The organism is Mucilaginibacter paludis DSM 18603 (assembly GCF_000166195.2).
Taxonomy (GTDB): Bacteria; Bacteroidota; Bacteroidia; order Sphingobacteriales; family Sphingobacteriaceae; genus Mucilaginibacter; species Mucilaginibacter paludis.
Genome location: NZ_CM001403.1, coordinates 8,067,932 through 8,089,977, shown reverse-complemented (window position 1 = coordinate 8,089,977; position 22,046 = coordinate 8,067,932). Strand labels below are relative to the sequence as shown.

The 22,046-nt window shown below is 39.8% G+C and carries 21 protein-coding genes; 8 read left to right on the top strand and 13 right to left on the bottom strand.

The genetic code is table 11. From position 1 onward, the window contains the following. Positions 1-134 precede the first annotated feature (134 nt). Positions 135-464 carry a hypothetical protein gene (locus MUCPA_RS34205; protein WP_008513049.1) on the bottom strand — a complete coding sequence of 110 codons (330 nt, stop codon included), beginning with the start codon at positions 462-464 and terminating at the stop codon, positions 135-137. 342 nt (positions 465-806) lie between these two features. Between MUCPA_RS34205 and MUCPA_RS34200 the strand changes: the two genes are divergently transcribed. Beyond that, positions 807-1,070, top strand: coding sequence for a hypothetical protein (locus MUCPA_RS34200; protein WP_008513046.1), 264 nt, complete (start codon positions 807-809; stop codon positions 1,068-1,070). On the opposite strand, the gene MUCPA_RS34195 is transcribed toward MUCPA_RS34200, so the two are convergent. The 3 genes from MUCPA_RS34195 to MUCPA_RS34185 are packed head-to-tail and all read right to left on the bottom strand — an operon-like array spanning position 1,045 to position 4,214. Then, positions 1,045-2,226: a hypothetical protein gene (locus MUCPA_RS34195; RefSeq protein WP_008513044.1), complete on the bottom strand. Its 1,182-nt coding sequence runs from the start codon at positions 2,224-2,226 to the stop codon at positions 1,045-1,047. The two genes, MUCPA_RS34200 and MUCPA_RS34195, sit on opposite strands and share 26 nt — an antisense overlap. Before the next feature lie 24 nt (positions 2,227-2,250). Continuing rightward, positions 2,251-2,916, bottom strand: a complete 666-nt coding sequence (locus MUCPA_RS34190) for a TetR/AcrR family transcriptional regulator (protein ID WP_008513042.1) — start codon at positions 2,914-2,916, stop codon at positions 2,251-2,253. Positions 2,917-2,927: 11 nt separating this feature from the next. After that, complete coding sequence (locus MUCPA_RS34185; RefSeq protein WP_008513041.1) at positions 2,928-4,214, bottom strand: aminotransferase class I/II-fold pyridoxal phosphate-dependent enzyme; 1,287 nt, start codon at positions 4,212-4,214, stop codon at positions 2,928-2,930. Positions 4,215-4,649: 435 nt separating this feature from the next. Here MUCPA_RS34185 and MUCPA_RS34180 point away from each other — a divergent pair, with 435 nt between their 5' ends. The 4 genes from MUCPA_RS34180 to MUCPA_RS34165 all read left to right on the top strand — a co-directional run bounded on the left by MUCPA_RS34180 (position 4,650) and on the right by MUCPA_RS34165 (position 8,139). Next, positions 4,650-5,606 carry a helix-turn-helix transcriptional regulator gene (locus MUCPA_RS34180; protein ID WP_008513037.1) on the top strand — a complete coding sequence of 319 codons (957 nt, stop codon included), beginning with the start codon at positions 4,650-4,652 and terminating at the stop codon, positions 5,604-5,606. A 194-nt stretch (positions 5,607-5,800) separates the two neighbouring features. Continuing rightward, positions 5,801-7,309, top strand: coding sequence for a serine/threonine protein kinase (locus tag MUCPA_RS34175; protein ID WP_008513036.1), 1,509 nt, complete (start codon positions 5,801-5,803; stop codon positions 7,307-7,309). Continuing rightward, complete coding sequence (locus MUCPA_RS36610; RefSeq protein ID WP_008513034.1) at positions 7,302-7,760, top strand: MauE/DoxX family redox-associated membrane protein; 459 nt, start codon at positions 7,302-7,304, stop codon at positions 7,758-7,760. Before MUCPA_RS34175 ends, MUCPA_RS36610 begins: the two co-directional genes overlap by 8 nt. 79 nt (positions 7,761-7,839) lie before the next feature. Next, the gene (locus MUCPA_RS34165; RefSeq protein ID WP_008513032.1) at positions 7,840-8,139 is read left to right on the top strand and encodes a hypothetical protein; all 300 of its coding nucleotides are present in this window, start codon (positions 7,840-7,842) and stop codon (positions 8,137-8,139) included. Positions 8,140-8,244: 105 nt separating this feature from the next. Here the strand turns inward: MUCPA_RS34165 and MUCPA_RS36605 are convergent, their stop codons facing one another. The 5 genes from MUCPA_RS36605 to MUCPA_RS34140 all read right to left on the bottom strand — a co-directional run bounded on the left by MUCPA_RS36605 (position 8,245) and on the right by MUCPA_RS34140 (position 16,100). Beyond that, entirely contained in the window at positions 8,245-9,762 is a 1,518-nt protein-coding gene (locus tag MUCPA_RS36605) for a TlpA family protein disulfide reductase (RefSeq protein WP_008513030.1), read from the bottom strand. A 2-nt stretch (positions 9,763-9,764) separates the two neighbouring features. After that, on the bottom strand, positions 9,765-11,183 hold the full coding sequence (locus MUCPA_RS34155) for a RagB/SusD family nutrient uptake outer membrane protein (protein ID WP_008513027.1): 1,419 nt from the start codon (positions 11,181-11,183) through the stop codon (positions 9,765-9,767). A 10-nt stretch (positions 11,184-11,193) separates the two neighbouring features. Then, positions 11,194-14,466, bottom strand: a complete 3,273-nt coding sequence (locus tag MUCPA_RS34150) for a SusC/RagA family TonB-linked outer membrane protein (RefSeq protein ID WP_157544039.1) — start codon at positions 14,464-14,466, stop codon at positions 11,194-11,196. Then, positions 14,463-14,774, bottom strand: coding sequence for a hypothetical protein (locus tag MUCPA_RS34145; protein ID WP_040626817.1), 312 nt, complete (start codon positions 14,772-14,774; stop codon positions 14,463-14,465). The genes MUCPA_RS34150 and MUCPA_RS34145 overlap by 4 nt, the downstream gene beginning before the upstream one ends. Positions 14,775-14,999: 225 nt before the next feature. Beyond that, a complete protein-coding gene (locus MUCPA_RS34140) occupies positions 15,000-16,100 on the bottom strand; it encodes a FecR family protein (RefSeq protein WP_008513019.1) in 1,101 nt (366 codons plus the stop codon). A 178-nt stretch (positions 16,101-16,278) separates the two neighbouring features. Here MUCPA_RS34140 and MUCPA_RS34135 point away from each other — a divergent pair, with 178 nt between their 5' ends. Then, complete coding sequence (locus tag MUCPA_RS34135; protein WP_008513018.1) at positions 16,279-17,151, top strand: RpnC/YadD family protein; 873 nt, start codon at positions 16,279-16,281, stop codon at positions 17,149-17,151. Between the two features lie 69 nt (positions 17,152-17,220). Here the strand turns inward: MUCPA_RS34135 and MUCPA_RS34130 are convergent, their stop codons facing one another. The 3 genes from MUCPA_RS34130 to MUCPA_RS34120 all read right to left on the bottom strand — a co-directional run bounded on the left by MUCPA_RS34130 (position 17,221) and on the right by MUCPA_RS34120 (position 18,519). Beyond that, positions 17,221-17,625, bottom strand: coding sequence for a hypothetical protein (locus MUCPA_RS34130; RefSeq protein ID WP_040626813.1), 405 nt, complete (start codon positions 17,623-17,625; stop codon positions 17,221-17,223). 110 nt (positions 17,626-17,735) lie between these two features. Further along, on the bottom strand, positions 17,736-18,104 hold the full coding sequence (locus tag MUCPA_RS34125; protein ID WP_008513016.1) for a hypothetical protein: 369 nt from the start codon (positions 18,102-18,104) through the stop codon (positions 17,736-17,738). Between the two features lies 1 nt (position 18,105). After that, positions 18,106-18,519 (bottom strand): helix-turn-helix domain-containing protein, encoded by a 414-nt coding sequence (locus MUCPA_RS34120; RefSeq protein ID WP_008513015.1) that lies wholly within the window; start codon positions 18,517-18,519, stop codon positions 18,106-18,108. A 460-nt stretch (positions 18,520-18,979) separates the two neighbouring features. On the opposite strand from MUCPA_RS34120, the gene MUCPA_RS34115 reads away from it, so the two are divergent. Continuing rightward, entirely contained in the window at positions 18,980-19,561 is a 582-nt protein-coding gene (locus MUCPA_RS34115) for an RNA polymerase sigma factor (protein ID WP_008513014.1), read from the top strand. A gap of 6 nt (positions 19,562-19,567) precedes the next feature. After that, complete coding sequence (locus MUCPA_RS34110; RefSeq protein ID WP_008513013.1) at positions 19,568-20,203, top strand: helix-turn-helix domain-containing protein; 636 nt, start codon at positions 19,568-19,570, stop codon at positions 20,201-20,203. A 171-nt stretch (positions 20,204-20,374) separates the two neighbouring features. Here the strand turns inward: MUCPA_RS34110 and MUCPA_RS34105 are convergent, their stop codons facing one another. Continuing rightward, positions 20,375-21,889, bottom strand: a complete 1,515-nt coding sequence (locus tag MUCPA_RS34105; protein ID WP_008513012.1) for a serine hydrolase domain-containing protein — start codon at positions 21,887-21,889, stop codon at positions 20,375-20,377. Positions 21,890-22,046: the final 157 nt, after the last annotated feature.

Here is a 22,046-nt window from a genome sequence, read left to right as displayed (position 1 = left end):
CTCTGAACAGGATTCTCAACAGTTTTTCGGCGATGAACATCCTGTCGGATACTTATTTGTAAGATAATCTGTCATTGACCGATAAAACAATTTCTGTTTTCCGGTTGCTCAGACGGTAAGAGCGGCACATTTCTTCAAAAATGAGTTTTCCGTTTCCCTGGCTGGCAAGTTGCAAAAGGTGGACGTATTCCCCACGGACACTTTGTATAGATTTCCAAATAAGATAAAAGTAATCCTAATACTCCAGGTGCTGGTGATAAAACCTCAACAAAGAGACTGCTTTCAACCAAAGCCCAAAATGTCAGCGATGCCCATGGCCTAACCGCGGAATACATCACTATTTGTTCGATATATTGATCTTGATTTCTTTCAAAATCCGCAATTGTTAAATTGCGGTTCAATAACTCCTCAACTGATAGTGATTGTGGAACCCATGTCAGCGGCTTAGATGATGTGTCTTTCATAGCAAAAAAATATATTGGTTATGAGATAAGCTAACCCAAGTGGTTCCTTTCTTTCCGAAATGAAAATATTCTTACTGGTGAACATTCTTTCAAAAATATATAGGAACTTAAGAAGATTAACTTTTAATTAATTGCAAAGGTTGGCATCGAAAACCCTTGCTGTCAAGTGTCTTTTCCATAGAAAATTGAGGCACCCAACAAAAATTTTACTAAAAACAGCAGAAATCAGGCGGTATTTATGCGAAAAAAACGGAAAAATCTATTTGCAGCCCTTGCCGGGTTTAGCTTATATTTGAAGGAGTATAGCGGTTATCCCTACTTCATTGATTATTTTTTACTTTCATGGAAACTGAATTAAAAAAAGAAGAGCTGCTTTTGCTCCACACAAAAATCTGCGATCTCCCTGTTTCTGAAAAACTAAGAAAAGGTTGTAGTGCAATGGACTTTAATACCTTGCAAGAAATCGTGGACCTGGGTTGGGGAAAGCTCATGGAGAAGAAAGGCTTTACGTTCCGGTGGCTAACCGAACTGACCGATTTCCTTGAAAGCCGGGCACTGATTCATTTATTACAGGCCCGTCCTAATCCGCCGGGGGATGATCATTGATCCATTGAACAGCTTGCAAAAAATAGGATTTTACTTTATCAGATGTCAGCTGTTTAGGATTGTTATACTTGTTCTTGATATACCCTGTTGAGAAGCTTTGCTGATAATCCGTTTCGATATGTTTGGCGATATAATCAAAATAAGTGACTTTTTTCATGCCAGTAAAAAAGCCGATCTCAATCAGCACCCTAAAAAGATAGACTACCTGCTCCATTGTCGCTGATACCCGGAGATGGAATGGGCTGAACAGCATGTTTGTCCATTTTTTGTAGGTAATCCTGGATTGTATCTGTAATCGTTTCCTCAGCACGGCTTCCTCTTCCTCCAGTGCTTTAGACAGGATCTCGCTTAGTGAAGGTGTTCCCTGTTCATAACTATAACGCCTTTCCACCGGAATGGACCGCAGGTCACGGATCTTTTCGGCAACCTTGACCAATTCGTCCTGGTAAAATCCGACCTGATCATCATCCGTTTGCATGGTTTTAGTGTAGTAGCAGATCAACGGGAAATAATTAAAATTCAGACGGATCATTTCCAGGAAAAGCCGTTTTCGTAATTCCGCGCCGGTATGATTGTTCACCAGGTGATAAAGAGCCTTGACGAATCCGGTTTGGTAATCCAGCTCAATGCTGCTTTCGACAGGCCGGTAGAGTGGCCTGGCCAGCACACAAAGGTACTCGCCGATGAGTTTAACCAGGGCTTTATCCTCGCCGCTGGCTGTGAGCGCCCGAATGATCCTGGTAATCATTTTTTGGTTGTCAGCTGCACAGGCTCGTTTCAATGCCAGCGGTACTTTAAGCTGACCGTTAAAGGCAGAGGCATATATCTCCTTCAGGTACCGGTATATATGATTTAACGCGTAAAGCAGGCAATTGATCAGCAGGTACTCAGGCTTATTTCCGACCGTATTTTGCAGCAGGTTAAAATACCTGTCCGAAACTTCGCTTATTTCGGTTTGCAGGTATTCGATATGCTCCGATTTACGGCCCGGATCGCCGCCTAAGTGGTAAATGGTTTCCCGTGTGACCTGTATGGCCCGGTCCCGTTCCTTCATGATCAATTCCCGGACCTGGTTTGCCCATTCCGGATCGTCGTGTTCGGGTACTGTTAAAAGAAGCTCCTGCACCAGGTGCTCCATCGCTGCTATTGTTTTCATAGGTTTATAATTTAGGTTTGATGCTTAACCGGTTTGCCGCTTTGTTTTCGCCGCGTCAAATGTCCATTTCAGGATTTGCCGGACCGTCCGGATAATTTCTGCACGATCGGCTTCCGAATGAATATCTATCCCGCATTGTGTGCTCTTATTGGACCGGGCATGCAATACGAGGTAATAAATGCCTGATACCAGCAAAGCCGCTACCGCCTTAAAATTTACCTCAGATCCTTCAAAATAGGGATCGGTTTGTTTAAAGAAATCATCGGCAAGGTTTTCCCTTCCCGAACCGATGTCATCCATAAGGGAACATTTTTCCGTGATCTCCCAAAGGATGAGCTGCTGCATTTCCTCCTCCTGGTAGAAATAGTCAAATTGTTTTTCCAAGGCAAAAACCAGCATTTCGATCAATCCTGTTTTTTTTCGGATCTTCTCAAGCATATCCGACATTTTTGTTTTGGAGGACATCCAATAATCTTTTTCCCTGATGTATATCTCGATCAGTTGATCCAAAGTGTCGAAGTATTTAAAGATCAGGCTGGTCGTTACATCCGCCTCCCTTGCAATATTCCGGGCTGATAAACCCTTGTACCCCATTTTCCTTATTACGGCACCAACCGCGTCAATCAGCTTACGTTCGGTCAGTGGCCTGTTATTGGTTCTTCCTGAAACTTTCTTATATCCGGTTTTCATAACGGTTTTCTTTACTGCTCATTAATATTTGCTCTTTGATGTGCTATACCGATCCTTGAATCCACCCAGGCAAAGGCATTCAGGGCTTTGTCAAGTTGCTCTTCGGTATGGGTCGCCATCAGGCTCATCCTGATCCTGGCGTCTTTCCGTGATACCGCAGGGTAAATAATGGGGTTAGTATAAATGCCTTGTTCCAGTAATAAACGTCCTGCTTCGCCGGTTTTTGCCGGGTCGCCGATCTTGACTGGAATAATAGCGGATTCCGTGGTGCCGATATTCATGCCCAGGCTGGTCAGCCCTTGCCGGAAGTAGCGGATATTTCCCCAAAGCTTAGCCATCCAATGCGGCTCTTCATCCAAAAGCCTGACCGATTGGATGACCGCCGCAATATCGGCAGGTGTTCCTGCTGCTGAAAACAGGTGCTGCCGGGACTGGAATTTTAAAAGACGGATCAGTTCCGGCCTGCCGATGACATAGCCGCCTATACTGGCGAAAGTCTTACTGAAGGTGCCTGTGATCAGGTCTACTTCATCAAGCAGGCCATAAAGCTCCAGTACGCCACGACCTGTTTTACCGATTACGCCGATACCATGCGCATCATCTACGACTAAATATGCCCCATACTTTTTCGTGAGCGCCAGTATTTTGTCCAGTGGGGCCATATCGCCATCCTGCGAGTATACACCGTCGATGACGACCATTTTGTTCCGGTAAGCTTGCTGCGCGTTCTTTAATACATTTTCCAGCTTGTCCAGGTCGTTATGCGGGAACGTTTTAACATTGGTGAGCTGCCCGCCCTCTTGGACGCTGGCGTGTACGCCCATGTCATAGATTGCAAGGTCTTCCTTTTTCATCAGGCATTGGATCGTTGCGCTGTTGGAAGTATAACCGGTCGTATATAAAATGGCGCTGTCCTTATCTCTTTGGAAGAATCCGGCGATATCCCCCTCCAGTTGCTGGTGAAAAAGAAAATGCCCGCCGATAGCGGGAGAAGCGCCTGAACCTGTCCCATACTCAAGCACCGCATCGATGGCCGCCTGTTTCACTTTGGGATGCTGTGTAAAACCCAGGTAATCGTTGGATACGAACCCGACCAGTGGCTCAGGCCTGGTTTTGCCTGGAAGCAGTACATTTATCTCCGGCCCGCAACCGGAGGTGCACACCATCCGGTAATTAAGGTGTCCGCGACTATCCAGAAAGTTCAGATAGTTATTAAATACTTCGGCCCTGGCGTACATATTGTAGCCTTCCATGTTTTCAAAATCCTTGAAACTGGCCCTCTCAAAGTCGTTTTTCATAGCGTAGCGGTAAGTTTGTTAGTGCTTACGCTTAAATTTAAAATGCAAAAAATTAAAAAGCGGTCACTTTTGCCCGCTTTTTTATATTTTTTTAACTATTCGTTAAGTAAATTTTGTAGGTTAATTATCCAACGATAAATAATGTGTCCAAAAATGAAAAAATAGCAACCGTGAACAAAAATTTACTTCTTTTATTAAATTATTGATAAAAAATCCCCCATTTTTTGTTGGGTGCCTTAATTTTCCCCGAAAAAGACACTTGACCACCATTTTTCAAAATGTTTCATTTGCACCTTTCCCGCCATTAATTTTTTAATATTCTGGAAAAATATTTTTCTAAATGGAAGAAAAAATTACTTTTTGGACGTCAGATTTAGAGCGATTCGTTGTAAAATCTGATCAAAAGGCGATTGCGATGGCACAAAAGGTTGGAAGATGGAAACATTGGTCAAATACATTTTTCCTAACGGAATGCTTTCGGCTAAAGACGTTACCGGGAACCTGCCAAAAGGTTGCCGCTTACCGGTCAGTTATGCCAGGGCCTCCTTGTGCCAATTGCCGGAAGGAGGAATGCTCATCCAGCACTATACCCATTTACTTTTCAATATAGAGGTACTGGAATTTAACTTAGACCGTGATCTGAAAGCCGAATATGAATTGAACTTTCCCAGCGTGTTCCTGTTCTGTATGTTACAGGGCGCTATCAAATTTTATACGATAGAAGGAAAACCTATATATGAAGCTATAGGAGATATATGCTATGGCACTTTCAACCAGGTGGCCAGATACCGCTATGCCCTTGGCCCCGGTATACATCGTGTGTTTTTCATGATCCCGAACACCGAACTCATTCATAGTCACCCCGACGAATATCCTGAACTACTGGAATTACTAAACAATATGAAAAAGGGGTTTGACAGATATGGGCACATGCCCGAATGCCCTTTAACGGGGAGAATCTTCCAGCTGATGCTGAGTTTACTGACTTATCGACCCCAAGCCGGTGAAGACATAGAAATTAAATTGCTTGAAAAAGGCAAAGCCCTGCTGTTGGAATATCATCGAATGGTGAGCCTAATGCAAAGCCAACCGGCGTACCGTGTCAAATATTATTTAGATAGGAATTACAGGGATAGTAAGCTTTCTAATGACAGCATCGCAAGAGAGTTTAAGATTTCTAAAAGAAGCTTAACTCGGTTATTTAAAGCAACATTCAGGATAGGTCCATATGCTTATCTGATTGATACCCGATTAGAAGCAGCAAAGCGACTATTAAGTGAACAAAAACTGCCTGTAAATCAGGTTTACAAAGCAGTAGGTTACAAAGATTTACGGAGCTTTCGTGGCCAGTTTAAAGAAAAATTCGGCATTTCCCCCTCGCAATGTTATTAAGTCTTCAGGCTATTTTCACGGATTTGGCCAAAAGCGGAAGAAAAGGGCCAAAAATACATGCCAATTCCCCAATATCGTGTCCTTTTTCTTCTCACTACCCACTTTGTTTTTTACCGAGCTTTATGTCATTAATTAACAGGAATAAGGATTTAAGGTGCTACGTCGGTTTTCAATTGGGCTTAATTCAAATTATCATGAAAAATGTCTTCTCAGGTCAGCTAAGTATTGCACAACAAAACAATTCAGGTAGTGATACCGTCGCAACTGCATCATTAATCCGTCCGGCTACCTCTGTAAATTTTACAGGAAAGCCCGTTGTAAAAAATGGATCAGGCATGGAAAAAGCATTCTACGTACACTTAGAAACTTATGCGCCTATCTTAAAAAGTGAACGGATCGCATACCGTGAAAATGAAAAAAGCTTAATGGTGGGAAAAGATCAACTCCGGGCAGGCTGGGTTATTTTTCTTTCCTGCAAGACCCTTGATACCATTGCTCTTTTAAAACAGGTTCTTCCACTGCTTAAAAGTAAAAACCTGTCGTTTTGCCTGGTCAAAAATCAAATCACCCAATACCGCCTTAACGCAGGGGCATTCGGGGAAAATGAAGTCGGAAAAGTTATTTCGATTTTCCCGCCATCAGAAGAAGCTGCAAAACAACTTGTTGCAGAACTAAACAGCCTGACTGAAAGCTATAAAGGCCCCGTTATTCCGGGAGCCCTTCGTTTGGGCAACCTGGTTTATGTACAATTAGCAACTGATGGCAAGGAACCGGGACAGATACAATTATCATTGCCTAACATTAAAAAAGTACCATTTGCTATCCAGGAAAAATTCAGGATAAGAAACAGGAGGAAACCTATACTCGGCAAGTATTATGTACCTGTACAATTGCTCAGGGCTTCTGCAAAAGGCGATATCTTTAAGGCGATCAACCTCAAAAAGTTTGCCTTCAACTGGTGTTTGATCAAACAAGGCAAACCAGTTGCACTGGATGACCATTTTGACCGCGACATGCGTGACCGCCTACTTTGGCAAAAAGAGGTGCTGGAAACTATTGGACCAGATATTCCGACACCGATGATACTTGACTATTTTGAAGAGGGCGATTCCACTTACCTCGTTTTAAGCTTCGCTGAAGGGGAATCATTAGGTAAAGTGGCCCGCGGTATTCTGAATGGCAAGACATGGAATGAGCTCGAAGCTTTGCCCCAGATTCAGCTGCTGGACTGGTTTTTAAAGGCAATAATCATCGTTCATCAGATTCACGAGAGAGGCTTTGTCCACCGGGATATCACCGATAGTAATTTCCTGGTACTGGAGAATCGGGAACTTTGTATCATTGATTTTGAGTTGGCCTACTCCATAGCTCAGCAAAAACCTAATCCGCCATTCTTATTAGGAACGTTTGGTTACGCGGCCCCCGAACAAATAGCACATGCAGTCGCTCATCCGAAGGAGGATATTTATTCGCTTGGTGCCTTACTGTGTTTTTTAGTTACCGGCTCACCTCCATTTGAGTTTATTAACAGCAATCCGAATATGACGAGGGTCAAACTAACGCGCCTGACCGGAAACAATGCATTAACCAACCTGATCATGCAATGCCTGAGTTTAGAACGGCGATCCAGGCCGGAAATAGCTGACCTTGAACAACGGATATCAACTTATATAAACACCATTAAAACATCATGCCATGCGTAAACAACAATGGATATACGAGATATTTGCTTATTTGCTGGCCCTGCTTTTTTTATTCACTGCGGCGAGTAAACTATTTGATTTACGTCACTTCGTGAGGGAAATCAATAACCAGCCCTTCGATGACCGTTTCACTCCGGCCCTTGTTTACGGGTTACCGGCGATTGAACTGATCGCTGTTGCCTTGCTGGTCTGGCCAAAAATGAGGTTAAAGGGATTTTATTTGTCTGCGGTACTCATGTTTGTTTTCACAGTCTACGTCGCTTTGGTCACCTTTCATTTTTATAACCGGGTTCCCTGTGCTTGTGCCACCGCTTTTAAGCACCTATCCTGGCCTGAGCACCTGGCAATGAATGTTGTCTTTTTAACCCTATCAATAACAGGCATTATCCTTCACCATAAAGAACATCATATAAAAATCAAACAGCCATATCCCATCAGGGCTATGGTATAAAATATTCATGCGCAACGAATCAGGGGAAAGCTGAAAACCTGTGAATAGAGTAAGCTTATCTACATCAAATCAATTTTTTATGTTAAACAACAAGAAAAATCTCTTAAAAAGAGTTCGTATTGCGATGGTAGCCATCGTTACGATTATTGGTATTGGCGGTGCTTACGCCATGACCCCGCCTTCAAACCAGGCGAATCATACCTATGGGGTATTAAGTACTGGAACTAACTTTTATCATGTCACCACGAGTTCAGATGGCATGTGCCTATCCAACCCAAGCAGTACTTGCAAAATAGTAAGTGCGGCGACCCCTGATGCTAACGGAAACATTCTCAAATCGGCCGTGATTTCGTCAACGCCGGGAGATTACCCTCAGTAAGGGCCACTTAGTCGTTCTAAAATAACTTATTTCAGGACGGCGAGGTGCAAAAGAATAAAAGGAAAGGCATGCGTTTTTCCTTTTATTCTTTTTATTTTTCTTGCTCTATAATAGCCTGTTGATTTGATCAATCATGTTAGTAGCGGTCGATATTTCCATATTTCCAAACTGAACTATTCTTTGCTGCCTATCTAAGATTATGGGTTGCGGATAGGCTAAAATCTTGTAATTTTCAATAATTGGGTTCTTGATACCTATTCCATCAGTATAAAGATTGATAACAGATTTTGATGTATAATGGCCACTATTTATACTTTGCAGCCAATTTTCTCTTCTGGTATCAATGCATACCGATATAAATACAACATCTTTGTTATTTTTAAATTCGCTTTCAACCTTTGAAAGATTATCGCCGTAAAATTTACGACATCCGGGACAACCTGTAAACCAGAAGTCCATTACAATTACTTTACCATTAAAATTTTTTAAAGAAATTCTGTTGCCTGAAGTGTCCGGAAGATTGAAGTTGTACGCTGATGCCCCGATAATTCTTGAACTATAGCCATTTAGGTCATTAAAATAAGCAGAGCCTTTTAAACGTATTAAAGCGTCTCTCAATATGTTGCTGTAATTTTTTATTCTAAAACTATTTAAACTGAAATAAAGGCAGATAGCACGGTCCAAAAGAACACCCGTGTAACTCGACCTAATCCTGAAATATAAAGTATCAATATTGATAACTCCTTTAGCTAAGACTTCTTTCAATTTACATTCATTTACCTGATATTGAGTATACTCATTAGAGATGCTTGAAGGGGGTAAAGAATGAGGATTTATGCCAAGTTCTTGAAATGACTTGAATACGGAAATAAAGTTATCCCTTTTGGATTTGTCAGATTTTTTGAAATTCCCTATTAAAGTTTCACATTCCGCGTTTTTAACACTATAAAGAAAGTCTGTTTCAAGTAGATCCACCGTAGATCGCTTCATCAGCCGCTTTCTTTTTTCCAGTTGGATTAAACCTGTTTTAATGATTGCTTTTTGAATATCGGTCTGCCTGTAATGTCCGTCCGGTTGCAGACCTGTGGCTCCATCGTAATTATTATAAAATATGGAGTCCAGTTTGAATTTTGCTTCGTATTTGATTGCCCCGGCACCAGAAAACGAGATATTTAATCTATGGTAGTCAAATGAGTTATCATTCAACTTTGCTGGTTTAATCTTGATTTTTAGGCTATCTTGTTTTTCGACAAAATAATACGGCATTAAAACCGCATCAAACTGATCTTTACCTTCAATTTTTGCTGCTTTTCTTATTCCCAATAAAATATATGCTTTACTATCGTCAATTGGAAATGAAAAGTCGAAGCTTTTGCTTGCATTTATGCCTGCACTGTATTCTTTATAATTATTGAATGAATGTTCACCTAAGAAATGATGAAATACCCGTATGACTAACGAGTCATTTTTTTTCGCTCCAACAAGCTGAATTGAAATCTTCACATTGTCTTTTTCTTTAGTAGCTATTTTTCGGGTATTTAATTCTAGGTTGGCGTAAATCTGTAAAGTGCTAAAACATATTGCTGCACCAATAAGGAAAATTATTTTTACTTGCTTTTTCATGGTTATCTTGGGTTTTGTTGCAACCCGCCTAATTGAATTTCATCATCTGGAAGCGGTAATGTATAATCATTGTCATTAGGCAAGAGTGTATAGGTTGTGCCAAGATATGTCCGTGTTAAGGTTGTGGCATATTGGGTGTCCAGATTAAATCGCCTTAAATCTTCCCATCTCATGTTGCCAGTGTAGGGCATTTCTTTTCTACGTTCCAAAATGATACGAGTCATTAATGATACAGGATCGCTAATCGTCAATGGTTGGAAGGAGCCTGTTGCATAGCGGCTTTTGAGAAGTAAATTTAGATCAGCTAACGCACTGGAAAGATTCCCATTCCTTAAAGAGCATTCGGCCCGGATCAGGTAAAGTTCATCAGTGGCAATGCCACAAAAGTTATAACCGGCTGCTGAGTAAGTACCTTTAAATTTATAGGTGCCTGTTGTTCCGTCAGGGTAATAGAAAGCACTTTTTCGGAGGTCCCTGGCATCGTAAGCTGAATACAAAGTTGGTACAACCCGCGCTTTTACACTTGATGAACTCCATATTGCCTGAAGGCCAAAAGTCATTGCATAAAAAATTACCTCGGGGTTTCCCTTGTTAAATTTCGGAAACGGATTTGCTGAACTGGTTGATAGGGCTAAAGTATTATAATCCAATAAGGTGGGATAGCTTTTTATTGCTTTGTCAGCATAGGTGAACGCATTATTATAATCTTGCATGCTGAGGTAAACCTTCGCAAGAAGACCATTTGCTGCAACTGAACTTGGCCTGGTTCTATATAAAGGGATTTCTGGTAACAAACTAACCGCTTCCTGTAAATCTTGAATGATCTGGTTATATGTTTGTTGTACCGTAACTCTTCGCGGTTTCTCGTTGACATCCGAGTTCAATCTTAAAGGCAGCCCTGGGTCTGCGTTGGACGAACTCTGATATGGTTTACAAAATAATTGTGCTATTTGATAATAATTGAATGCACGAAAAAATAAAGCCGAACCTTTTACATTGTTATAGTCAGTATTCGGTGACGCGGCTGATTTTATCTTTACTAAACCGTCCAATACGATATTAGAATACTCAATAGCCTGGTAACAGTACAGCCAATCGCTCGAAATTCCACCTGCCCAAATATCTTTATTCCATAAATATGCATTGCGGGATTGTGCAGGCAACGCACTAACATTTACATCGCTTATTACAATATTGTCAGTCCCAAGCAGCCCCGTTATTGAATTAAAACTATTCATATCCTGGCTATCATCCATTAATGCCAGGAAATCCGAAAGTGTGGTCGGTGCTACATCGTTCTTGTTAGCTTTAATATTTAAAAAGTCATCTTGCTTTTTACAGGATAAAAGGCTGGAGATTATAAACCATCCTATAAAAAGTGTCACTTTTAAAATTGACCGGTAATTTTTATAATTTTTCATATCAATACATTTAAAAATTAGCGTTGAATCCGAATGAGATAGTAAACGGGTTGGGATAACCGTGAGAAAGTACTGATGGAACATCAGGATCAATTCCAAATTTGTTTGCTCTCCATAAGATGCCGAGATTGCTCGCATAGCTATAGATTTGCAGGCTTTTGAACGGCATTGCCCTCCATTGTGACTTTGTTAAGCTATAGCTGAGTCTTATGTCCTGCAAACGAATATTGTCGGCATTGTCAACCAGGATGGAAGAATATTGATAAAAAGTATTTCTGTATTGATCCGAAGGGTATACTACTGAAGGAACGCTGGTATGTGCTTCGTCTCCGGGCTTTTGCCAACGCTGGCTAAAATCAACGCTCTGGCTGTAACTTGAAGAAATAATATCCGCATAATTAACGCTGGTAGAAGCACGCCGGAATACATATCCCAACTCATAGGTTATATTCACTGAAAATGTGAAGTTTTGATACGAAAAATCATTTCTAAATGAACCATAGATGGTAGGTCTTGCAGAACCGTTGTAAACAAGACTGTCAGGCTTATAATTTGATATGATACCGGAGTAATCTTTACTTACTTTACCGTTAAGGTATCCTTGCGGATCACCGTTAGCGGGATCAAGGCCCGCCCATTTGTAACTATAAATTCCATACAAAGCTTTACCTGGGTTTGGTAGCCCACCTCCACCGGATTGCTGGAGCGTTGTGCTTGTAAAAGAGGCATTATAATTAGTTACTTTATCATGAAGTGTACTTAATAACAAAGCAGTACCCCACTTGAACTTTCCTTCGATGTTTTTACTATTCAGCGAAATATCAACCCCTTTTGTCGATGTGCCTGCTGCATTGCCATAAAAGGAAAGAAAACCTGATGAAGTATATAAAGGTATCTTCTCTATCAGGTCTTGTCCATCTTTTCTATAATACTCAATTGTTCCTGAGAGCCGGTTATTTTTAGTGGCGAAGTCAATACCTGCGTTTGTATTTTTTACTTTTTCCCAACTTAATTCAGGATTGGGTGCCGTAAGGTTTAAGATAGCCGGGGCGCCTGTTAATGAAGAAGTTGTATATTTTCCAGTTGCATAAGCACTTCCATTATAAACATTTCCATTAAAGCCATAGGAAAACCTTGCTCGTAAATAAGGGAGCCAATCCCATTTATAAAAACTTTCCTTGTTAATATTCCATCCAAATCCCATTGACCACAGGGGAGTAATTTTGTCATTGGTTTTAACACCAAAAATATTGGCCCCGTCTTTACGTCCGCTCAAAGTAAAGGTATAGCGCCCGTCATAGGTATAGGCGGTGTTGGCGTAGTAAGAAATATACCTGTTCAATGTGCCGCTTACAGTGCCATCCGGTGTAGGAATTTGAGCATATCCGGTTGGGTTGATCATTAAATAATCTGCATAGTCAATTGCACCAACAGCTGTTCCGAATCGGTCATCATACCCCAAAGAATTGCGGATATATCCTGCACTGGACAATTGCCTTATTTCACCACCCGCGATTGCTGTTATATTATTCTTCCCACTAAATGTTTGATCATAGTTGATTTGTGCGCGGTAATTATTGGAATTAAGGTCATAGTTGCCTAAGTTTAATAGACCTCCCACAGGAACCTGATAGGTTGGTGCCGCGCCTGGGTTAATTATTGTAAATTTATTAATCAAATTTCTGGCAGCATACGTTTGCACACTTTGATATTGGTGGCTTTCTACAACCTGTCTTTCATTCTGATATTGTATTTCTGCATTCAGAAAGGAGGCAAATCTGTATTTGACGCCTGCTTTTAGTATCAAATCATTGACTTTAGTGTAATTATCAGCCAGATTCAATTCGTCTAATGGCCGATAATTCCAATCTAAAAAGCCATTCGCTGTTGCGCTATTAGCGTAAGCAGCCCTGTAATCCTTGACAATAGATAGGGGATTACCATTAGTATCTGCAAACTGAGCGTAAGGGTAAATTCCCGCTACCGGCCCTCCAACGGAAATGCCACTACCGTAGTAAAGCTGGTTGTTTTGATAAGTCGTATTTTGGCTGTAATTAATACCTGTAGTAATTTCCAAATTTCTGATTGGTGTATAAGTATTGATGGCATTAACTGTGATCCTGTCGTAGCCGTTTCGAACCATATTATCCTGGTTGTTATCATAGCCGGCAGAAAATGCGTAAGCATTTTGCGAGGTTCCACCTCTTAAGCCAATAGAATATTGTTGCTTTATGGCCTTTCTATACACATATTTTTCATAGTCTCTTCGGACATCGTTATTTCTTAAGGCGTTAATTTGAGCGGTTGCATCCGAGGAAGACAATGTGGCATCTCGCACCTTTGATAAAATGTCGGTGACAGGAGAAACCGGGGACTGGCCCTGTGTATCGTTAAGGTAAGAATCAAAGTAACCTTGTTTAAACAAGTAGGATTCCACATCAATATAATTCGACGCATTTAAATAATTCCGGTCATAATATAAATTGGGCTTATTTTGTATGGTAACGTTACTATTTAGTTCAACACTTAACGGTTGATTTTTCCTGCCCTTTTTTGTTGTGATGACAATAACGCCATTTCCCGACCTTGAGCCCCAAATACTTGCAGCAGCGGCATCTTTTAATACGGTTACACTTTCAATATCGTTAGGGTTTATGTTGCTGATGTTTCCTTCATAAGGAAAATTATCAATGATAATTAATGGATCAGTACTGACGTTCCCTGAAAGTGTACTTTCCCCGCGTATATTAAGTCCAAGCACTCTGTTCGATGGATTAGTAGAAATTGTTGTAGTTGTAAATCCGTTAAACCTTAATCCACTGGTTACACCATTCAAACGGTCAAGTATATTTACCCCGGTACTTCTATTGAGTAACGTATTATCAATCTGAACGAATGAACCGGTCGCTCGTTCTTTGGGCAAAGTTTGATAACCCGTACTCACAACTACCTCATTCAGCTTATTGTAACTTGCATGTAATACAATATTCTGAAAGGGTGTATCATCCCTAACAGTAAAACTGTAGGGAATAAAACCAATAAAAGATACAGTTACCTCGTCCCCCGCCTGTGCAGTAACCGAGAATGTACCGTCACTACTGGTTAATACTGCATTAGCCTGCCCTTTGATCTTGATCGTTGCGCCGGGTAATGGGGTGCCGGTGGTGTCTGTTACCTTACCGGTAATTGGAACAGCTGTTTTGAATACCGCTTTGATCTTTTCTATGGTGGTTATTTCTTTTTTGGATACCACCACCATTTTTTCCTGTATCTGGAATTTCAAAGGCTGATATTGAATAATTTTTCCAGAACTTCTTCGAGGTCTTCATCCTTAACTGTGATGCTGACCGGTTTGGCCGCTTTTAAATTTTCCGTTGACACCAGGAAGTCATAGCCGCTTTGTTGACTGATCTGGTCGAAGACCTTCATCAGCGGGGCGTTTTTTAGAGACAGGGTGATTTTTTGTGCCATGGAATTAGCGCTTACCTGTAAGATGACCATCAGTAGAAGAAACGAGGTGAGATTAAGACGGATGATGATTTTTCTATTGTCGGTAATCCGGCTGAAAACCAAAAGGATAACCGATAGCATTTTTAGGATGCCGCCGGGAGGGCGCACCAAATTTTTTGAGGAAACTTTGTACATTTGCGAGAGCGTGTCGTATGCGTTACACCTTTTTCATGTCGAGTGGGCCAGGTGTGCCGCGGTGCATTAATAGTTTAATAATTATTATTGTAGGTCAGCTTATTAAGCCAGGCTTCCGATGTCTGTCGGTTCCTGGCTTTTTAATTAACTGTTTAACTTGATCTTATTGATTTACTTCATTACGGTAATTCTCCTTCCTGTAATTTTAAAATGAACAACTTGGGTTGATTCCAGCGCTTTCAATACCGCGCTGATGTTTTTATAACGGGATACCTTGCCGTTTAAGCCGCCCGTAGGAACATCTCCCTGGTATTGCACTTCGATATTATACCAGCGGGAAAGCTTGCGCATAATGCTCGTGATACTTTCATCATTGAAACGGAAGTAGCCGTTTTTCCAGGCCATAGCTTCTTCAAGATCCGCCTTACCGACCGTTAAGTTGTCACCAGACAGAGATGCCTGTTGGCCGGGTTTCAGGATTTGGCTTGCCTTCGTATTTGCAATTGAAACTTTGACGCTTCCCTCTAACAGGGTTGTGGTAGTCGCTTGTTCGTCCGCATAGCTATTGATATTAAAGTGAGTGCCTAAAACTTCAACTTGCTGCTTACCGCTCTGGACGATAAAGGGATGATTTTTATCTTTAGCTACTTCAAAGTAGGCTTCACCGCTCAATTCTACTTTTCGAGTTTTGAGGCTAACAAATGAAGTGGGGTAAGTCAGCGACGATGCAGCATTGAGCCACGCTTTGGTGCCATCCGGCAACATGATCTGGTACTGGCCACCATTAGGTGTACTGATCGTTTGGATACCTGTGTTGTTACCTGTTATTGTAGAACCATCATTATAGGTCAGCTTATTTTCGGAAATAACAATTCCCGTCTTTGTATTACTTAGACTGATCTTTTTGCCATTCGCCAGTGTTAGTATCGCTTTGTTTATCCCCGGCGCTATGTCATTACTATATAAAGGCGCTGAGGCAGTATCTTTATTTTGGCGATACGTAAATACGCCAAGCACGATGAACATTACAGCAGCTATTGCGCCTAAAATCGTCCAAAGCTTGAGTGCTTTAGCTTTTGCGTTATGATGGCCTGGCAGTTTGCTATATACATCGGCAAGCAGACTTTCAATTTTCTCAGGAGACATCCCAATGTCGTTTTTATCTTCATTAAGCTGTAAATACCATTGTTCTAATAAAGCTTTTTCGGCTTCTGTGCAATTACCTTGCTGATATTTTAAAAGGAGTTTCTTAGCTGCCTCGTTTTCCATCATATCTTATGATTTTAACTATTTTTGAGATCAACACAAAGAGGTGTAGAAAAATGGGACTAAATAATTCCCGATTGTTGTAGTTTCTTTAAAACTGTCGTCACAAGCAAATATTTTCTCAATCTTTAACTATATAAGTTGCGCCGTTACATAATAGATTAAAGTTTCTAATATTTGCATTATGAGAAGAAAAGACGATATTCTCTGGAAAGGAATACTCGAAGATGTATTCGATGATTTTTTAATGTTTTTTGATCCAGAAGCGGAGCAATTTTATGACTTTAATAAAAAATTTGAATTTTTAGACAAAGAGTTGGAGCAGGTTTTTCCACCGGAAAACGATGAATATTCTCCAAAGATCATTGATAAACTGGTCAAGGTATTTACCCGTGATGGTAAAGAGGAGTGGGTCTTGGTGCATGTGGAAGTGCAAGGGCAATACCAGCAGGATTTTGCCCAGCGCATGTTCACTTACTTTTATAGGATACTGGACAAATATCAGAAGCCGATCACAGCTTACGCGATCTTTACAGAGGCTATTTACAAAGAAAGGCCCAACAGTTTTCAAATTGAGTTTAGGGGTACGAGCCTATTGTATACATTTAATACCTATAAGATCAGCAGACAAGATGAAGCAGAGCTGCGGGCGAGTAACAATCCCTTTGCTATGGTGATATTGACTGCAAAAGCAGCCATAGCTGGAAAAGATTATTTTGATGAGAAGGAACGTGATGCCTTGTTATTACAATTGAAATTAGAATTAGTCAGGCAGTTACTCACAAAACAGATAGCCAAAGAAAAAATCCGGGTACTGATGAATTTTTTAAGGTATTATGTCCGTTTTGAAAACTCGGACATAAATACTAAATTTGAACAAGAGGTAGAAATATTAACAGGAAGGAGTAATACAATGGGCTTAGAAGAACTTTTGATCGATAGAGCTAAACATGAAGAAGCCGTATCCATTGCGCGTGAAATGAAAAAAGATGGTATATCTATTGAGCAGATTGCGAAATTTACCAAATTGACTATTACGGAAATCGAGAAACTATAATTGATTCGAATAGCTCCCTTAATTAAAAATATACGAGCCTTAGCAAAATTGCCAAGGCTTTTTTTATGGTTATGCCGGGTAGATTTTATATTTAACAAAAATCGATTCTGCTGTATCAATCACTTGATCAAGGTGATCCTTAGTTAATTCTTTAGGTTCGACAAATAAATGCTCAAAAATCTGTTTCTGGTCTGACGTAAATTGATGGCCAAATTTTTCATACCCGGCCTTTAGGGCTTTGGCGATAATAAGCCAAATATGTTTACAACCGACGCGGTACTCGGTTTCCAGTTGCGTTATACTGCGGTTATCTATCCTGGGCAGGCCCTTCGCAATGTTTCCTTGTTCTAAAGTGTATAGTCTTTCTGCATGTTCGAAACTGCGGTAGACATCGGCATCCACATCTTTTTTGCCATATCTGCCAACCTGATATATTCGTCTCAGCAGGTACTCGTAACTCATTGCATCGGCCATCTTGATAAGTTTAGATTTGTGTTTGGGGTTTTGTAAGCTTATTTGCTTGTTTATATTGCTGCACCTTGGAGAAAGTGGCACATGAACCTTTGCGCAACAACTCATTGTTTTTATTTAGAACCATTTTCTTTTTTAACCAAATCACGAACAATCTCATAGATCTTGGCAATACTTTCAATCGAATTTTGATTGATGCAATGATTGTAGTTTATAATCGTATTGTTTTCTGAAAGTATATTAGGTTGAAAAGGCAAATCATATTTGAAATTTCTAATTACTGCAACCGGTATATTCAGAAACACAGCAACCGCGGTTATGATTGCATCATCAATTTCCGTACTCGTTATCAATTCTACGACTTCAGCTCTTTTAAGGTTTAAGCCTTTTCCCAAGTCGTCAATAGACACATTGAGTAAGTCCATAACACTTTTTAACTGAAGACCTTGATGGGTTTGCATGTGTATTTTTGTCGTATCCATTTTATTTTCTATTGTTGCTATTGTCCTTTAAATCAGCAATGTCTTTCAAAAGCTGATTTTTCTCAATTTCACTTTTTAACAATCTCTCATAAAGTTCGGTGATTTTTTCGATGGACTGATAATGGTTGGTTACATCGCAGCGTTGATTAATCACTTCATTAGTATTTATAAAATTGTTAAAAGAAGCATCATCATCAAAGTTAACGATTGCCTCCATAGATACTCCTAATATTTCAGCGATTTTTCCAAGTGTTTCTTCATTGACTATTTCGCTTTGTTCGATTTTAGACACCGCTTGTTGTGTAATCTGTAATTCTGATGCAAATGCTTTTTGACTAATTCCTTTTATCTGCCTTAGACGTCTGATCTTTGGACCGATATGGATTTTGCCAACGCCTTTTTTTTCTTTCAACATAACTACCTCCTGTTTGTAAATTACAACCAATATTACTAATAATACAATTAAAATACAAACTTTTACAACCTGAAAAATTTTCCGAACATCAAATTATCGCTTATCTTTAACGATTATTTAATAGAATTTTCAAAGAATTAAATAGAGAACAATAGTTATAGGAGATAACTATTGGAATTGATAAATTTGCAGTACTTACATTATAGAGCACTGTAAAAACGAGCTTCGCAGCTAAATCTGGTAAATTTTCCGAAGCGGAGTAAGTTAGGCATCTGTTCCCTATACGAGCGATAGGGTACGGTGCTTGCTTATTCCTATACTTCGGGGCCGCTTCGTAAGGAGCGGTCGGCCCACCAGAGCCAGGCTGTAGAGGATAGCAAGCTACCGTGCCCTATTGTTTTTGGCATGGTAGAGCTGGCCTCAAAGAAGTTCATATTATTCACTGATAATATGCTCATTGATGGCCGACTACAGCATTCTTTCTGATAATGAATTGATCGATCTGTTAAAAGAATCGGATCACGTTGCCTTTACCGAAATATATCGTAGATACGCTTACCTGCTATTGGTTCATGCTTATAAAAAGCTACAATATGAAGAGCAGGCTAAAGATGTCATACAAGACTTATTTACTTCCCTTTGGCTAAAAAGAGACATTGTAATCGCGGATGGTAATCTTGCAGGTTATTTGTATATATCCATGAGAAATAAGATATTAAATCTTTTGGCTCGTCAGAAGGTCGAATCAAAGTATATACACTCTTTAAATAATTATATAGTTACAAACAGTAATTCTTCAACCGATCACCTTGTACGGGAAAAAGAGCTGAAAGCCTATATCCATAAAGAAATTCAGGCGCTACCTCGTAAAATGAGAGTCGTATTTGAGTTAAGCAGAAACGAACAACTCAATAATAGGGAAATTGCATTACGATTAGATACCACAGAAAATAATGTATCCAAGCAGGTTAACAGAGCCCTTCGAATTTTAAAAGCCAAATTAGGCGTTATCATTTTTATTTATCTGCTCATCAGGCCCTAAACAATCATGCAAAAAGAGCATAGCACCATCGCATTTTATGTGGATATGATTTACAGGTTGCAAATGAAACGTATTGCCGCTGGTTATACACAAGAAGAGCTATCCTTTTTATTGGGTTACCCACCTGATCAGGTCAGCAGAATCGAGGCTTTCGATACCGATGCGCTTGTCCTTTTGACCGACCTAAGCCGCTTGGCCCTTATTTTCGATTGTACACTGCTCTCATTAACTCCAGGCTATCCAATATCACAACAAAAAATAGAAATCCTGACAGATTATGACCAGGATTCTTTTAGAAATTATTATACAGTTTACAGGGTCAATGCAGGAAAGCCAAATGAACTGCTTTATAAGATTATGGAGGATAAAATAGATTATACCAGGCAAAACGAAAATGTAGATGCCATTACAGTTAGACTTCAGGCATTGATGGAAAAGCTTATTGGAGATGGTTATTTTACCAAAGGCGCTGAAGCCTGGGATATTTATATGGATAGCCAGGAGCAAATTAAACAGCGGTACCCACCACGATTATTGCAGCGGGTGATACAATCTTATGTTCTCGGTGACTTGCTCCGGTTAAATTCAAGGCAAGAAGAAAACCGTATCACTTATTACAATAAAAATGGATCCGGACGCTGAATTAAAATATCTATTATTTCAATAAAAAGACATTTATATGTTGAGTTTTTCCCCTACAAATATTGTATTTCATCATATTAAGTAAGCAACCCTGCTTACTTGTGATAAGGTTCCTCTAAAAATACTATAGAAGGGGTAATTTAAGTATTGACCTTGTGAGTTGCGAATTTATTAATTACCGTCAAAGTGAACTCGCACCGTATCATTTATAGCCTGAGTTCCTTCTTTAATTGTTACTTGAATCGCTTTGTCTTTTAACTTGAAATTAATTTTATTGTCATTGATTTTGGTTAATGTATTAAAATCTATCACGAAGTCATCTTGCGATTTCCAATAACCTCTGATTGCATAGACATGGTTCGAAGGAGTATCCTTAAAATAACGATATTTTGTTCCTATGCCTAATGGATAATTGACAACCTTTCCTGATGAGTTGGTAATTCTGAATATAGTATCAGCATAACCGGAGGTGATGATTCGGGCCGTCGAAATATTCATGCTGTTTTTTCCAAAAATCAACGTACGGTTGAATAAAAGATCCTTACGAGCGTTTGCAAAACTTTCTACAGGCAGAATGCGGCTCATTTTTGAGGCATTGGCTATAGCTACATTCAGACTATCAGAGGCAGGTTGATTTTTATTTAAAGCGGCCAGTTGAACGGAATGTCCAATAAGTTCATCTAATCCTCCTTTTTCATCCCAGTCATAACCACCGCCGGTAGCGACGACGATGGCATTATATAACCTATCAACGTGAATTCTTTGGCCGCCCCGGCCTACTGCCTGGAAAGAATGGTCATTATCGACCCAAAATCCATAACCATATCCTTTGCCGCCACTAAAAGGAATTTGTATATTAGTTGCTTTCCTGATATAATCCGCTGAAATAAGCTGGGCACCATTCCATTTACCATTATTCAATAATAAACGTCCTATTTTAGCCATATCATATGGCTTGAGGGCCAGATCTCCCCATCCATAATTAACACCTTTATTATTTTTCGTCCAGTAGAAATTCTTAATCCCCATTGGTTTAAACAGGTATTTATCCGCAAATTTTTCGGGAGATAACTTTGTAGTACGGTATAGAATCTCGGCAAGCAGATAGAAATTACAACTGCAATAAGAGAATTGCTTCCCAGGTGTGTTTGTGCTTGGAATGTTAAAAATATACGCCGACCAGTCGGATGCTTTAAAAAGCCCGGAAAATAAGGTTTCTTCATTATCACCCCCGCAATCCAAACCTGAGGTCATGGTAAGTAAGTCTTTTATAGTTAATGTTTGGAAGTTTTTACTGTAAGACTTAATTTTCGGAAAATAATTTTTAACTAATTCATTTTCATCACGGATAAATCCTTTATCTATGGCTATACCTATCAATAAAGAGGTAATTGATTTTGTACAGGATGCGATATCATGTTGCAAACCATTAGCATAAGGATAAAAATAGGCATCAAAGATGATTTTATCATTCCTTATAATCATAAGGCTGTGGACATTTACCTGTTGATTCCGGACATAGGGGAAGATAGCGCTTAATTTCGAGGAGGAAAAGCCTTCTTCTTCAGGTTCCCCAATTTGAAAAGCAGAAAATTCATCATTTTTTCTGATATTTTTTGACTGTGAAAAAACATGTTCCGCGCAAACGAAAATTAAGATAAGGTATAGTAAAAGCTTCTTTGTCATTGTCGTTTTGTGATCGTTAAATGTAATTTAAATTCTGCACACCTATTAATAAACAAGTTTCCTCTGCGTTCTCATGGAACAAGCCTGGGTGCTATCTACAGTTTTTGGCAGCTTAGGTTGTAGATTTTTTATTCTATTCCCGGAATTATGAGTAATA